The sequence below is a fragment of the Bacillus cereus group sp. MS39 genome (assembly GCF_040448665.1).
Classification (GTDB): domain Bacteria; phylum Bacillota; class Bacilli; order Bacillales; family Bacillaceae_G; genus Bacillus_A; species Bacillus_A wiedmannii.
Genome location: NZ_CP123058.1, coordinates 2,517,097 through 2,530,163 on the forward strand (window position 1 = coordinate 2,517,097; position 13,067 = coordinate 2,530,163).

Here is a 13,067-nt window from a genome sequence, read left to right on the forward strand (position 1 = left end):
AAAGGATAATAGGATTATGTATACAGAACAAGAGCAGAAAGAGTATATGAAAATATGGTTTTCACTTGCGGAAGAGGCTGGTCGGAATGGTTTTACATGGCCGAGTCTATTAGAAAATGAAGAATGGAATCAATATATGGCAACAGGTATGTATCGTATGCCAGTAAAAACTTATACTGCTATTTCAAAAGCGACAGAGGAAGTTATGTACGTGTTATATAGAACGTATCAATATATTGTCAATACGACAGAAGATTTTCAAAAACTAGGATTTCCAGCTGAAACGTGGGAAATTGCGAGAATGAAACATGCTGGTTTGTTTTCATATTTTACAAGGTTTGACTTTATCGTAAATGGTGAAGATATAAAGTTAATAGAAGTAAATTGTGACACACCTACAGGTTATTTAGAGCCGTCTGTCGCAAATGAAGTATTATGCCGTTATCACGATGTGAATCACCCAAATCATATAGAAGAGCATATTGTGCAGGCGTGGGAACAAATTAAACATGACTATAATATAGGTCCTGAAGAGACGATATATTTTACTAGTTATGATTGGCACGATGAAGATCATCAAACAGTTCAATTTTTAAGAAGCTATTGCTTAGATCAATCAACGGGCTATATAGGAATACAAGATATCGTCGTTGCAGATGATGGTATATATACACCAAATGGTGAACGAATCCATTATTTATATAGACTATATCCAATTGAATATTTAGTTTCAGATACCGATAAAAATGGGAAAAGAATTGGACTTCAGCTTTTAGATCATATAGCGCAAGGAAGAATGAAAATTATTAATCCACCTGCTGCTTTTCTTATGCAAAATAAAAGTGTACTCGCATTAATTTGGCAACTGTTTGAAGAGGGAGTTTTCTTTGAGAAAGAAGAGCGAGAAATCATTCAGAACTACTTCTTACCAACATATTTTACAAATAAACCGTTTATAGAAAGAAATGAATCATATGTTTCTAAACCTTTATACGGCCGTGAAGGCGGAGGGGTATCTATATACGAAAATGATGAACTATTAGCTGAAGATAAAACGGAGTATTACTTTGAACAACGGAAAATATATCAGCAATACATAGAAATGCCTGACTATACAATTGACACATGGGATGGTCCGTATACTGGTAAACTATTAATTGGTTCACACTGTATTAGCGGGAGAGCCGCAGGGTTATTTTTACGTGTAGGCGAGAAAATAACGGGAAACTTATCGATGTTTACAGGGGTTACAATTGAAGGGTAAATGAAACGGAAGAGCTTATCAGTTGTGATGGGCTCTTTCGTTTATATATAGTGTTTGTATTGTTTTGACGTATCACTTTTATTTTTCTTCATACTGAAAAAAACGTATGCAATTAAGCAAATTAGTTCAAATAGTAGAAAAGGGAATAAAGTTTTTTTATTTATCTGCTATTGTTATTTGAGATCGATATATTGTCATTTGATTATTATGCATGTGAATATATAACCTTTTTTTGTAGTGACAGAAATGATTAAGTTAAAAATTAAGAAAAATATGATAATATATGTATGTATTAGTTTTAAAAAATGGGGGAACAATCGTGAAAATGAATGACATAGTGGCAAGTACACAATTGCCAAATACAATCAAAACAATTACAAATGATTTAAGAGAATTAGGGTTAGAAAAAGGAATGACGGTTATTGTGCATTCTTCGCTCAGTTCTATTGGCTGGGTATCTGGCGGAGCCGTTGCGGTAGTAGAGGCGTTAATGAAAGTTATTACGGAAGAGGGAACAATTATTATGCCAACTCAATCTTCGGATTTATCTGATCCGAAACATTGGTCAAGACCACCTGTACCTGAAGAATGGTGGCAAATTATTCGAGATAACGTCCCGGCGTTTGAGCCACATATAACACCAACAAGGGCAATGGGAAAAGTAGTTGAATGTTTTCGTACATATCCGAATGTAGTACGTAGCAACCATCCATTAGGAAGTTTTGCTGCATGGGGAAAACATGCGGAAGAAATAACGATGAATCAGTCGCTATCAATGAGTTTAGGAGAGGAATCTCCATTAAGAAAAATATACGATTTAGATGGATACATATTATTAATTGGTGTTGGATATGATTCCAATACGTCTGTACATTTATCTGAAGTACGTACTGGTGCATGTGAGTTAATAAAAGTAGGGGCACCAATTATAGAGAATGGTGCAAGAGTATGGAAAGAGTTTGTTGATATGGATTACGATTCTGATAAGTTTGTAGAAATCGGTGTAGAGTTTGAGCGAAAAGGAACTGTAACGAATGGAAAAATAGGAAATGCAACGTGCCGTCTTATGAAGCAACGAGATATAGTTGACTTTGGAACAGAATGGTTTCGTAAGAAAAATCAGTAAGGGATGGTTACAATGAAGGGGAAAAAGGTATTAATTACGAGTGGTGGTTGTTTAGAAAAATGGGACCAAGTGCGTGGTCATACGAATATGGCAAAAGGGACAATTGGTAGAATAATCGCTGAAGAGTTTATAAGTAAAGGAGCACATGTTATATATTTACACGGTTATTTCGCTGAGAAACCGAACGATGTAAACAATCAATTAGAATTACACCCATTTGAAGGAATTGTTGATTTACAAGATAAAATGAAAAGTATCATTACGCATGAAAAAGTCGATGCGGTCATTATGGCAGCGGCTGGATCAGATTGGGTTGTAGACAAAATTTGTGATCAAGATGGTAATGTTCTTAATATGAATGGGAAAATTTCAAGTGATATAGCGCCAATTATTCATTTTCAAAAGGCTCCAAAAGTATTAAAGCAAATAAAAGAGTGGGATCCAGAAACCGTACTCGTTGGCTTTAAACTTGAAAGTGATGTAAATGAAGAAGAATTGTTTGAAAGAGCGAAAAATAGAATGAAAGAATCTAAGGCAAATGTAATGATTGCAAATTCACCACATTCTTTATATTCACGTGGAGCGGTGCACTACGTAATTGGACAGGACGGTAGAGGGAAGTTATGTAATGGGAAAGATGAAACGGCGAAAGAAATTGTCAAAAGGTTAGAAGTACTATGTAATCACATTACTGCTTTATAATTTTAAGTATTTGGATAAGAGTGAATCCGCATAGTATATATAGGTAAGTGAAACTTTAATTTATGGGAATTTTACTTTTACACAAACGTTAACCATTCAAGATGGATACATAAAATAATTGGTGAGGAGTGGATTCTATGGAACATTTATTAAAGCAAGCGATTAAACTAAGAAATGAAAAGAAATATGCGCAATCTAGAGAGATACTAATGGGGTTAACCAATTTTACGCGGGATGCAGAAGTGCTTTTTCAATGTGCCTGGATACATGATGTAATGGGACTTGAAACAGACGCTGTGCCGTATTATGAACAGGCAATTGCAAATGGTCTTGATGGGGAGTCACTTTGCGGTGCATATATCGGTCTTGGCAGTACATATCGTTGTATAGGTGAGTATGACAAAGCAATTACTGTTTTAGAAACAGGTTTGCAGCAGTTTCCGGATAATGCCGTGATAAAAGTATTTTTGTCATTAGCAAAATATAACGTTAACGATCATGAATCCGCGATGAAATTATTACTTGAAACGGTTATAAAAGTAGAAGAAGTTAAAGAATTTGTACGTGCCATTACATTTTATAAAGATCATTTAAACGAGGTTTTTAAATAGAGGAGTGAACGTATGAATGACTCACTATCGCGAAGGCGAAAAGGTATTTGGGTTGGACTCGTATCTTTCATCGTGTTATCAAACTATTTATTGTATGCCCTTCCGATTGTACCAGCCGCTCCGAAAGAAGTAGTGCTTGGTTCTTTATTAGATTGTATGTTTGTAATTCCGGTTATTACATATTTCTTTATTATTCGAAAAAGATACTCGCTAACGTATATATTTCCTGTCGTAATAGCTGGATATATATTTGCGAGATTTATTATTCCAAGTGACTATTTACAAGCTTTTTCAAACGTTTCTTATATTATAGTTGTGGGAGAAATTGCCTTTGTAGGTCTAGAATTATTCCTTCTCTATAAAATCGTTAAAGTGCTTCCTGAAACAATCAAACGATATAAAGAATATAGAAGAGAATATTCTTCATTTTCTTATGCGATTGATGCAGCGTTTGATGCTACTATGAAAAGAAATAAATTAGTAGATATCATTGTAACAGAGTGTAAGTTAATCTATTATGCATTTTTATCGTGGCGTGCAACAGTACAGGAAGGTGAATCTGTATACTCATATCACAAAAAGACTGGTGCAATAGGTGTATATGTTATGATTATCCATGGAACCTTAATAGAAAGTATTGGTTTTCATTATTTGCTTCATCAATGGAATCCAGTAATAGCATGGATTTTACTTATATTAAACGTATATGCAATGTTATATTTTCTAGCTGAAATACAAGCAATGCGTAAAAATCCGATTATCATTACAGAAGAACAAATAATCATTCAAATCGGATTAGGAAAGAAAATTGTTATACCATTTACACAAATTGATAAAATTGTGTTTTATAAAGGCAAACCTTTAAAGAAAGAAGAAGAGAAAGAGGTTCTTGACGCAGCTGTGATGGAATTTATAAAGGAACCCCCAACATTTGAAATAACGCTAAAAGAGCCAGTGAAAGCACAATTGTTATATGGATCTTCTAAAACAGTAAGTCGTGTTCACTTAAATGTTGATGAGGAGCGGAAATTTTATGATGTGGTAACGGAGAAATTGAACCATGAATAATGCTACTAATTTTCATCGCGCGTTTGGTGTGTACGGCATTTGTATCGAAAACAATAACATATTAGTAATCGATAAAATTAAAGGTCCATATAGAAATCGGTATGATCTGCCTGGTGGTAGGTTAGAAGATGGAGAAGCGGGCATTTACAGGCAGTTTCACCTATGTTTTGCTTCATTTTGTTTACTGTCTGTTAATACGTGATAAACAAACTCGCGAGTATTTCACTTGCGGGTTTTCATCGTAAACTATTAGAAAATATGATAAAATTAAATAGTAACTTAAGGTACGGTTGGTTGTTCAATTATCACTTCTCCGAATAGGAGGGGGGTGATAATACGTGAGTGAAATAGCGTTGCTACTGCAGGGTGGACTGTTTCTCGTTGCATTGTTAACGTTCGTCGTCGTTTTAATAGACAAGCTCAAAAAATAACAACCCACCTATGCCAATAGAATGTGGGTTGTTTTGTTTGTAAGAAACAAATAGGATAAATGAACAATCCAATCTGCTAAGTTACGTGGACTAGTGTGTAGCCGCACACTGGTCTTTTTTATTTATTTACAATTAATAATTGGTTTATGTGATTGTATTGTTCTTTTCATACTTATTATAACACAGTGTCTTTTCATCAAGAAAGGAGACCGTATGTTCTGATTTCGATTAAATAGTAGGTTTTTTTTCTTTAAATAGCCCATCCATATACTGTTTTAAAGTTTGGACATAAAATTCCTGCCTATTTACATCATTTACGCCGACAATTGGAGATGAAAGTTCATACCTCTTTTCTGATAAATGAACGACAACGTCAAATATATCAAATAGACGAATGAAACAGAACAGGCCATCTTTATCACTTAATAAAATAAAGTAATGGTTCTCGCTATTTGTATTTAATGTATTCCATAAAGAACTTTTACTTAAATCGCGAACTATACTTTTTTCTTTTAATTCCATAAAATCGGCATTTGATAGAATGTTAGAAATAACAATCGCATCTGGATCTTCAAAATAGCCATCAACAGCTTGGACAGCGAAAGTATAAGCTGTTTTTAATACACTCATTTTGTATTTACGGTTATCTAAAAGTAATTCACGTTGAATAGAGCTAGCTACTTTCGTTACACGTTCTTCTTTCCAAATTTCATTATGTAGCGAAATATCGTGCTTTTTACATAGTTTCATAATTAATGCATTGGAATAAAGTATTTCATCACTTACTTCAACAACATCTGTCTCAGCAGCCGCAAGTTCCTCACCATGTTCATTCGTATAGAGCGGGGAATCAATTTGTTTTTTCATTTGCTCAATCTTAAATTGACTTAATTTATGCCGAATTAAGGGACGATCAATATTTGTTGTCATTTGTTCATGGCAAGTATCACAAATTGAGTTTGTGAAATAATATCCACATAATATTTCGGGGATGACATATTGTTCACTAAGTTCTTTCGTATCTTTTCTGCATATGATGCATTGTGTCATTTTTATCACCTTTACCTGCAAATTTGTATGTAATCTCATTGTAGTGTATTTATTGGTATTTTGGAATATTGTAAAGGAAAATATTATGTGAAATTCTTGCTTATTTTGGTACAATGAAGAGAAGTGCTAGTTTAAAGGAGGACGTTTTTTTGAAATCGAAAGTGCACTTTTGGACATTAGAAGTGCTAATGGTTGTAGCGATCATATTTATTTGCACAAAAATATCGTTTCTATTTCAACCGATTGGTATCTTCATATCAACATTGTTTTTCCCAATCTTAATCGCGTTATTTTTATACTTCATATTTAACCCATTGTTAGTCTTTTTGGAGAATAAAAAAGTACCTAGAAATTTAGCGATTTTACTGTTATATCTTTTTATTATAACATTAACTGCAGTTGGAGTTGGGGTAGTTGTTCCAACGATCTCGCAACAGTTAATGGATTTAGTAAAAAATATGCCCGGTTATATTAAAGAGGGAAAACTATACATACAAGATTTATCCCATCACAGATTATTTGAATGGTTATCTACACAAAACTACGTTTCCATTGAAACAATTGAGAAAAACGCGATTGAATATTTAAAGGATATACCAAACACGATTACGTCGAGTGCAACGGCTTTATTTGGTATTATCACAAACGTTGCATTAGTTATCTTCACAGTACCGTTTATTTTATTTTATATGTTTAAAGATGGACATGCGTTTCCAGGGAAAGCAGTTAGTCTATTACCTGAGTCTTACCGTGAAGAAGGACTTCGTATCATTAAGGAAACGAACGAAACATTATCTGCATATATTCAAGGGCAAGCGCTCGTTTGTATATTTGTAGGTGCTTTTACTTTTATCGGTTATTTAATTATCGATTTACCGTACGCTTTCGTTTTAGGAATTATAGCAGCATTTACAAATATCATTCCTAACCTAGGTCCATTTATCGGTGCAGCACCAGCTGTTATTGTAGGTCTGTTCGTATCTCCGATGCAAGCGTTGTACGTAATTATTATCGTAACAATTGTACAACAGTTTGAAAGTAACATCATTTCACCGCGTATTATGAGTTCAAAATTAAATATCCATCCGCTAACAATTATTATTTTAATTTTAGGGGTAGGGAACTTTGCCGGAATTATCGGAATGATTTTAGCAGTGCCAGTTTATGCAGTAACAAAAACAGTTGTATCGAATTTAGTGAGATTGTTTAAGACGAAACGAAGTAATCGAAAATAGTATAAGTTGAGAAAGATACACCGCTTTTTTAAGTGGTGTATCTTTGCTTGTTAAAGGATATTAAAAAGTGTTTTAATGTAATTTTATTATATGTTTTTTATATATCAAATTTAGCAGTAAACTTGTGTGATATAAGCTCTATAAAACTATGTGGAATCCCTCTGAACTATCCAAATCATTTCCTTACAACGTACTATCAACATCATAATCGACTCCTTTCAATTTTTATATGTTTAAAGAATTATAGGTGAGAGTAGTATTCGCTTCTACGATCTCGAATTTCGTCCATAATCTTTTTGTATTGTTGTTCTTGTTGTAATTCAGCTTCAGAAAGGCTTTTTTTCTGGACTGTAATTGTTAAAAAGAAAAGGTGAAATTTCATGATACATTCCTCCTTTCGAAAGGAACTATAAATGGCTACAGTAGTGACTTTGACGTTCTTTTACATCTTCCATAGCTTTATTAATTTGATGGTCATGCAATATCTCGCTGTCTGAGAACTTAGTTTTTTGAATGGTAATCGTTAAAAAGAATACTTTAAATTTCATTAGATAATACCCCTTTATAAGTTAATTAGAAAAGACGGCTGTAATAAGAAGCTTGACGCTCTTTTACATCATCCATAATGTTTTGAACGTGTTGTTCATGTAAAATCTCATTCTGTGAAAGCTTACGTTTTTGAATGGTAATTGTTAAAAAGAATGCTTTAAATTTCATTAGATAATACCCCTTTATAAATGATTTAGAAAAGACGTGTGTAATAAGAAGCTTGACGCTCTTTTACATCATCCATAATGTTTTGAACGTGTTGTTCATGTAAAATCTCATTCTGTGAAAGCTTACGTTTTTGAATGGTAATTGTTAAAAAGAATGCTTTAAATTTCATTAGATAATACCCCTTTATAAATGATTTAGAAAAGACGTGTGTAATAAGAGGCTTGATGCTCTTTTACTTCGTCCATAATAGTTTGAATGTGTTGCTCACGCAAAATCTCTTTCTGTGAAAGCTCACGTTTTTGAATAGTGATGGTTAAAAAGAATGCTTTAAATTTCATTAAGATATTGCTCCTTAAAAATATATTTTTAATACATTTGCGTATAGTAAGAACTTTTAATGTCAGTCATTTTATCAGTCAGTTGTTTTAATTGTTGTTTACGAAAGATTTCATCTTCAGATAAAGTGTTTTTCTGAAGTACAGTCGTAAAAAAGAAAATATGAAAAGTCATAAATGAATTCCTCCTTTCGAAAAGGAATTACAGGTGATCACAATAAAGCGCTTGGCGCTCCTTAACATCATTCATAGCTTTTTCAATTTGCTCATTATGAAGAATTTCACCTTTAGAAATTGTATTTCTTTGAATCGTAATACTTAAAAACAATACGCTAATAGTCATCGAATGTTGCTCCTTTCTTTGAAAAATAATGTAAGTGACTAAAAAATTGCACAAAAAAGCCACAGGAAGATATAGTTCTCCTATGGCCAGGCGTGAAAAAGCCACAGGAAAGTATACGACCTCCTGTGGCGAATTTATGAATTAATAGAAATAATGTACGATTTTCAATTCTCCATTAGGGTGGTCGAATTCATATTTAATTGTCCAGAAAACACAGATGCAGTTAATGCTAAAGTTAAAGCATGTAATTGTAATTTCATCATTTCCTTCGACCTCCTTTTAGAATTTTTTTCTTACGTTAGTAAGTATATACAATTAATGGATAATTGTAAACATGAAAATTGAAAATTTTTAATTTTGATTAAAATGCGTATGTTTTAAAGGGTTTTGAAAATAAGTATTGTAATTAACGAAATGTCGATAAAAATGGGGGCTGCTAAATGAAATATATGCATCGTAATGTGGTTGTTATGCTAACAATTTTTTTATTTGTTACTGCTTGTTCTAGCGGAGAAAGAATAAAAGAAATATCAGATATGGAACCAAGTGATTTTAAAAAATATGCGGGGACATACGTTGGTAATAACTCAGATGTAGTTGCAATTGTTAATCATTTACCCGGTGGTGAAACATTTCAAAGTATAAGTTTAGAGAATGAAAGTATAAAGGTGTACTATGGTGCAAAAGAGAATGGACCACTTACAGAAGACATGGTTGAGACGTATTGGTTTGATGGTAAGGATACGATGAAGAAGAATTTTCTCTTTAACGTTATTTATTTTGCGATTTTAGTACCAAATGCAAAAGGTTACGAGTTTCAATTAGAAAATAAAAACTTCACGATAAAAAGAGAAGAAATACTATCAGTCCTGTATGAAAAATTTGATGATTTTCCAAAAGAAGATAATTTATGAGATAAAAACAAAGTAGTAAAGTTCCTTAATGATAATAACAAAAAAATTAATAGGTTTGTGAATGATAAAGATTTCCGAAAATCTTTATTTGTTAAATATCCAATAAAGTAGTCGAAATAATTGGAGGGACAAAGATGGAGTTAGTATACAAAATTTCTTATCATAGAATGCAGGATCATTATTTACCTAAGTTAATACAGGCAATTAGCCTCGTTAGTGAAGAAGATTTGTGGAAGCAAGGGAACTCTGTTAATTCAATTGGTGGAATCGTATTGCATATTTGTGAACATATACAGAGAAATACTAGTCGTTATAAAAATCCAAATATAGTTTTTGAAAAGGGAATCGAGGAGTATTTTCCAGTAAAACGACAACATACTGAAGTTTTGATAAAAACTTTTGAAGAAATATTTGATGAGTGGGGAAAAGCATTTATACAAGCTTTTGCAGAAAAAGGGCATATTGATCTACATAGTTTATTACATTTAGTGGAGCACACAAGTTATCATTTAGGGCAAATAGTAGATCGTACAAAGTCAATAAAAGGACAACAATTTAACTTTTGTCAAAATGGTATAAATGAAAAGAATTTGAGAACAAGAGTTGAAAATTTGAAATTTTAGAAAAGAGAGTCATTCTTAAACGAATGACTTTCTTTTTTTATAAAAGAAATTTATGGAAATAAATATTTTAATGTGATATGGTTAATTACATAAGTAATGAACCTATGAACCTAAGGTGGTGAAATTGTGAAACCTACTCTAGAGCAAAATAAATTAATATACTTACAAATTGCAGAAACAATCGAATCTGATATTTTAAAAGACATATTGCTTGAAGAAGAACAAGTTCCATCAACAAATCAATTTGCGAAGATGTTACAAATAAATCCAGCTACTGCAGCTAAAGGGGTAAATGTATTAGTGGATGAAGGGATTTTATATAAAAAGAGAGGGATCGGGATGTTTGTTGCAAAGGGAGCGAAAGAAGTTGTACTAAAAAAAAGACAAAACACTTTTATGACCGAATATTTACCTAAAGTGTGGGAAGAAGCGAAAGTGCTAGAAATATCAAAAGATGAATTGATGGATATGATTCAAAAAATTACGAAGGAGGGGAAAGAGGGATGATTGCACTTGAAACGTTAGAGTTAACGAAAAAATATAAAAAGAAAATAGCTGTAAATGAAGTAACGATTTCATTGGAAGAGCATAAAATATATGGTTTGCTTGGAAGGAACGGAGCAGGGAAAACGACTTTATTAAACTTACTAGCAGGACAAATTATTTCGAGTAGTGGAAGCGTATCTGTATTTGGTGAAAATGTATTTGAAAATAGTAAAGCGATGCAAAATATTTGTTTTGTTAGAGTAAAAGAAGAGGCTCATTTAAGTTATAAAGTAAAAGAATTTTTTAAGATGTGTAGCATGTTTTATAAAAATTGGGATGGAGCTTATGCTGAAGAACTGGCAGATAAATTTCAGCTGAATATGACAGAGAAATACCATAAACTATCCCATGGTATGCAAACAGTCGTAGGAATTATTCAAGGATTAGCAAGTAGAGCACCAATTACTATTTTTGATGAACCAACTACAGGTTTAGACGCAGCACACCGTGAATTATTTTATAGTCTACTACTAGAAGATTACGGTGAGTATCCACGAACAATTATATTGTCAACACATTTAGTAGAAGAAGTAACTCATGTTATTGAAGATGTAATTATCATAAAAGAAGGAAGATTGGTTGTTCAATCATTGGTGGAAGATTTATTACAACAAGTTCAGATTATTTTAGGGCAAAAAGATAAAGTGGACGAGTTCTCAATCAATAAAAAAGTATTAAATCGAGAAGTTTATGGAAATAAGGGTATTGCTGTTATATGGGGAAAATTGTCTAATGAAGATTATGACTCTATTGAAGAATTAGGATTAGTAGTTGATGGAATAACATTACAAAAATTATTTATTCACATAACTGGTGGTGAAGTAAAATGACGATATTAATGAAGCAGTTAAAGTTACATATAAATTTTCATTATAAAGCACTATTAATATTTTGGATTGTAGCTTTATTAATAAAAGGAGCTTTAAATGTTGCTCATATAAATGCAGTGGAAATTGGTTATTTACCCGAAATTATCAATAATCCTTCAATAGCTATTATGATATTTATAGTAGGAAGTGTTTTCATCATACAAGACGAGCTGTTTCGTTTAGCGGTTTCATTCGGTGTAACGAGAACACAATATTTTATCGGAGCAATTTGTTATATTGTACTTCAATCTGCATTATTTTCATTTCTTCAAGTTATGCTTTTACAAGATTTAAAATATAACGTAGTAAATGTTAACTTTTGGGAGCAATTGGTACAACAATTTATTTTACAATTTTTATTTTATGTTACGACAGCATGTTTCTTTCAACTAGTAGTCGTGTTTAAGCAAAGATTTAAGTGGATCGGTCTTATGATTGGTGGGACACTTTTCTTATCAATGAATAGTGTACTTTATGGAGAAGCGGGGATAAAAGGTTTAATTTTTACAAACGATGCATCTTTAATCGACATTCCTTATTTTACTGTTATTTCAATCGGATTAACTATTCTTTATATCATAACTAGTAGTATATTTATTCGTAAAGTATCATTTGAACGAACGGTTTAAAATAGTACTAGATTATTATTTTAGAGAGAAGGAAAAGTAAATGGGAGACACTTCTTCACTAATTACAGTCTTTTTATGCATTGCACTGCTCATATTTTGGCGTCGTTATCGTTCTATGCACAAGCCAATAAAAGGAACAGGAAAACGTATTTTATGGCCATTACTATTTTTAACACCAGGTATTGTATGGTTTTTTGGGCCCGTACATCCAGCTATCTTACAAGTTATAATAGCAGCATTCATTGGAATTCTTTTCGCCGTACCACTTATAGTTTTAACAAATTATGAGCGAAGAGATGATGGGAATATTTATACGAAAAAAAGTGCAGCTTTTTTAATTACTTTTATTGCACTTGTTATTTTAAGATATGGTTCAAGACAATTTATTGTGGATTTAGATCAACAAACGATTGGTTTATTATTTTACGTAGTCGCAGTATCGTATATCATTCCGTGGAGAATTGCTTGTTATATAAAGTTTAGAAAAGTTTGGCGGGAAAATAGTAATCATGCTATATGAAAACTTCTCATTTGAGAAGTTTTTTATTTTTACATGTAAGCAAAACTATTTGTTGAAGTGCAAGGCTGTCATAGAATATGATAC

General features: G+C 32.3%; 21 protein-coding genes and 1 pseudogene. 14 read left to right on the forward strand and 8 right to left on the reverse strand.

From position 1 onward, the window contains the following. The first annotated feature begins 16 nt into the window (after positions 1–16). The 7 genes from QEP67_RS13245 (at position 17) to QEP67_RS13275 (ending at position 5,202) form a co-directional block, all read left to right on the forward strand. Positions 17–1,264 (forward strand): glutathionylspermidine synthase family protein, encoded by a 1,248-nt coding sequence (locus QEP67_RS13245; protein WP_000287863.1) that lies wholly within the window; start codon positions 17–19, stop codon positions 1,262–1,264. 325 nt (positions 1,265–1,589) lie between these two features. Beyond that, positions 1,590–2,390 (forward strand): BA2930 family N-acetyltransferase, encoded by an 801-nt coding sequence (gene aacC / locus QEP67_RS13250; RefSeq protein ID WP_131233603.1) that lies wholly within the window; start codon positions 1,590–1,592, stop codon positions 2,388–2,390. 12 nt (positions 2,391–2,402) lie between these two features. Then, on the forward strand, positions 2,403–3,092 hold the full coding sequence (locus tag QEP67_RS13255) for a phosphopantothenoylcysteine decarboxylase (protein WP_000676693.1): 690 nt from the start codon (positions 2,403–2,405) through the stop codon (positions 3,090–3,092). A gap of 137 nt (positions 3,093–3,229) precedes the next feature. Continuing rightward, positions 3,230–3,703, forward strand: coding sequence for a tetratricopeptide repeat protein (locus QEP67_RS13260; protein WP_000400643.1), 474 nt, complete (start codon positions 3,230–3,232; stop codon positions 3,701–3,703). Positions 3,704–3,715: 12 nt separating this feature from the next. Beyond that, positions 3,716–4,771, forward strand: coding sequence for a hypothetical protein (locus QEP67_RS13265; RefSeq protein WP_001000051.1), 1,056 nt, complete (start codon positions 3,716–3,718; stop codon positions 4,769–4,771). Next, entirely contained in the window at positions 4,764–4,973 is a 210-nt protein-coding gene (locus QEP67_RS13270) for a hypothetical protein (RefSeq protein ID WP_001057914.1), read from the forward strand. The genes QEP67_RS13265 and QEP67_RS13270 overlap by 8 nt, the downstream gene beginning before the upstream one ends. A 136-nt stretch (positions 4,974–5,109) precedes the next feature. After that, complete coding sequence (locus QEP67_RS13275) at positions 5,110–5,202, forward strand: putative holin-like toxin (protein WP_001289320.1); 93 nt, start codon at positions 5,110–5,112, stop codon at positions 5,200–5,202. 228 nt (positions 5,203–5,430) lie between these two features. Here the strand turns inward: QEP67_RS13275 and QEP67_RS13280 are convergent, their stop codons facing one another. Beyond that, positions 5,431–6,252, reverse strand: coding sequence for an HNH endonuclease (locus QEP67_RS13280; RefSeq protein ID WP_000189705.1), 822 nt, complete (start codon positions 6,250–6,252; stop codon positions 5,431–5,433). Positions 6,253–6,401: 149 nt separating this feature from the next. Between QEP67_RS13280 and QEP67_RS13285 the strand changes: the two genes are divergently transcribed. Further along, positions 6,402–7,487 (forward strand): AI-2E family transporter, encoded by a 1,086-nt coding sequence (locus QEP67_RS13285; protein WP_000837880.1) that lies wholly within the window; start codon positions 6,402–6,404, stop codon positions 7,485–7,487. A 241-nt stretch (positions 7,488–7,728) separates the two neighbouring features. Here the strand turns inward: QEP67_RS13285 and QEP67_RS13290 are convergent, their stop codons facing one another. The 7 genes from QEP67_RS13290 to QEP67_RS13320 are packed head-to-tail and all read right to left on the reverse strand — an operon-like array spanning position 7,729 to position 8,882. Beyond that, positions 7,729–7,869, reverse strand: coding sequence for a YrzI family small protein (locus QEP67_RS13290; protein ID WP_000668506.1), 141 nt, complete (start codon positions 7,867–7,869; stop codon positions 7,729–7,731). 25 nt (positions 7,870–7,894) lie between these two features. Further along, entirely contained in the window at positions 7,895–8,035 is a 141-nt protein-coding gene (locus QEP67_RS13295; RefSeq protein WP_000669812.1) for a YrzI family small protein, read from the reverse strand. 25 nt (positions 8,036–8,060) lie between these two features. Next, a complete protein-coding gene (locus tag QEP67_RS13300; protein ID WP_000668971.1) occupies positions 8,061–8,204 on the reverse strand; it encodes a YrzI family small protein in 144 nt (47 codons plus the stop codon). A gap of 25 nt (positions 8,205–8,229) precedes the next feature. Further along, positions 8,230–8,373 (reverse strand): YrzI family small protein, encoded by a 144-nt coding sequence (locus QEP67_RS13305; RefSeq protein WP_064460344.1) that lies wholly within the window; start codon positions 8,371–8,373, stop codon positions 8,230–8,232. A 25-nt stretch (positions 8,374–8,398) separates the two neighbouring features. Then, a complete protein-coding gene (locus QEP67_RS13310) occupies positions 8,399–8,542 on the reverse strand; it encodes a YrzI family small protein (protein ID WP_000668956.1) in 144 nt (47 codons plus the stop codon). A gap of 28 nt (positions 8,543–8,570) precedes the next feature. Then, the gene (locus QEP67_RS13315; RefSeq protein ID WP_000142720.1) at positions 8,571–8,714 is read right to left on the reverse strand and encodes a YrzI family small protein; all 144 of its coding nucleotides are present in this window, start codon (positions 8,712–8,714) and stop codon (positions 8,571–8,573) included. Between the two features lie 27 nt (positions 8,715–8,741). Further along, positions 8,742–8,882, reverse strand: coding sequence for a YrzI family small protein (locus tag QEP67_RS13320; RefSeq protein ID WP_000156197.1), 141 nt, complete (start codon positions 8,880–8,882; stop codon positions 8,742–8,744). A 440-nt stretch (positions 8,883–9,322) separates the two neighbouring features. On the opposite strand from QEP67_RS13320, the pseudogene QEP67_RS13325 reads away from it, so the two are divergent. The 6 genes and pseudogenes from QEP67_RS13325 to QEP67_RS13350 all read left to right on the forward strand — a co-directional run bounded on the left by QEP67_RS13325 (position 9,323) and on the right by QEP67_RS13350 (position 12,983). Continuing rightward, positions 9,323–9,907: pseudogene (locus tag QEP67_RS13325) on the forward strand (DUF4825 domain-containing protein). 23 nt (positions 9,908–9,930) lie between these two features. Next, positions 9,931–10,419 carry a hypothetical protein gene (locus tag QEP67_RS13330; RefSeq protein WP_000424634.1) on the forward strand — a complete coding sequence of 163 codons (489 nt, stop codon included), beginning with the start codon at positions 9,931–9,933 and terminating at the stop codon, positions 10,417–10,419. Positions 10,420–10,545: 126 nt separating this feature from the next. Next, entirely contained in the window at positions 10,546–10,926 is a 381-nt protein-coding gene (locus tag QEP67_RS13335; protein WP_000805194.1) for a GntR family transcriptional regulator, read from the forward strand. Beyond that, positions 10,923–11,795, forward strand: a complete 873-nt coding sequence (locus tag QEP67_RS13340) for an ABC transporter ATP-binding protein (protein ID WP_000560939.1) — start codon at positions 10,923–10,925, stop codon at positions 11,793–11,795. Before QEP67_RS13335 ends, QEP67_RS13340 begins: the two co-directional genes overlap by 4 nt. After that, the gene (locus QEP67_RS13345) at positions 11,792–12,463 is read left to right on the forward strand and encodes a DUF4052 family protein (protein WP_000153896.1); all 672 of its coding nucleotides are present in this window, start codon (positions 11,792–11,794) and stop codon (positions 12,461–12,463) included. The genes QEP67_RS13340 and QEP67_RS13345 overlap by 4 nt, the downstream gene beginning before the upstream one ends. A 40-nt stretch (positions 12,464–12,503) precedes the next feature. After that, complete coding sequence (locus QEP67_RS13350; RefSeq protein ID WP_000502969.1) at positions 12,504–12,983, forward strand: cytochrome c biogenesis protein CcdC; 480 nt, start codon at positions 12,504–12,506, stop codon at positions 12,981–12,983. The last annotated feature ends 84 nt before the right edge of the window (positions 12,984–13,067 follow it).

Bases quoted from the DNA above. Each gene is read 5' to 3' on its own strand.
- QEP67_RS13280 (WP_000189705.1), bottom strand. From the start codon at position 6,252: ATGACACAATGCATCATATGCAGAAAAGATACGAAAGAACTTAGTGAA.
- QEP67_RS13260 (WP_000400643.1), top strand. From the start codon at position 3,230: ATGGAACATTTATTAAAGCAAGCGATTAAACTAAGAAATGAAAAGAAA.
- QEP67_RS13245 (WP_000287863.1), top strand. From the start codon at position 17: ATGTATACAGAACAAGAGCAGAAAGAGTATATGAAAATATGGTTTTCA.
- QEP67_RS13330 (WP_000424634.1), top strand. From the start codon at position 9,931: ATGGAGTTAGTATACAAAATTTCTTATCATAGAATGCAGGATCATTAT.
- QEP67_RS13290 (WP_000668506.1), bottom strand. From the start codon at position 7,869: ATGAAATTTCACCTTTTCTTTTTAACAATTACAGTCCAGAAAAAAAGC.
- QEP67_RS13270 (WP_001057914.1), top strand. From the start codon at position 4,764: ATGAATAATGCTACTAATTTTCATCGCGCGTTTGGTGTGTACGGCATT.
- QEP67_RS13310 (WP_000668956.1), bottom strand. From the start codon at position 8,542: ATGAAATTTAAAGCATTCTTTTTAACCATCACTATTCAAAAACGTGAG.
- QEP67_RS13300 (WP_000668971.1), bottom strand. From the start codon at position 8,204: ATGAAATTTAAAGCATTCTTTTTAACAATTACCATTCAAAAACGTAAG.
- QEP67_RS13265 (WP_001000051.1), top strand. From the start codon at position 3,716: ATGAATGACTCACTATCGCGAAGGCGAAAAGGTATTTGGGTTGGACTC.
- QEP67_RS13350 (WP_000502969.1), top strand. From the start codon at position 12,504: ATGGGAGACACTTCTTCACTAATTACAGTCTTTTTATGCATTGCACTG.
- QEP67_RS13295 (WP_000669812.1), bottom strand. From the start codon at position 8,035: ATGAAATTTAAAGTATTCTTTTTAACGATTACCATTCAAAAAACTAAG.
- QEP67_RS13345 (WP_000153896.1), top strand. From the start codon at position 11,792: ATGACGATATTAATGAAGCAGTTAAAGTTACATATAAATTTTCATTAT.
- aacC (WP_131233603.1), top strand. From the start codon at position 1,590: ATGAATGACATAGTGGCAAGTACACAATTGCCAAATACAATCAAAACA.
- QEP67_RS13340 (WP_000560939.1), top strand. From the start codon at position 10,923: ATGATTGCACTTGAAACGTTAGAGTTAACGAAAAAATATAAAAAGAAA.
- QEP67_RS13255 (WP_000676693.1), top strand. From the start codon at position 2,403: ATGAAGGGGAAAAAGGTATTAATTACGAGTGGTGGTTGTTTAGAAAAA.
- QEP67_RS13315 (WP_000142720.1), bottom strand. From the start codon at position 8,714: ATGACTTTTCATATTTTCTTTTTTACGACTGTACTTCAGAAAAACACT.
- QEP67_RS13320 (WP_000156197.1), bottom strand. From the start codon at position 8,882: ATGACTATTAGCGTATTGTTTTTAAGTATTACGATTCAAAGAAATACA.
- QEP67_RS13305 (WP_064460344.1), bottom strand. From the start codon at position 8,373: ATGAAATTTAAAGCATTCTTTTTAACAATTACCATTCAAAAACGTAAG.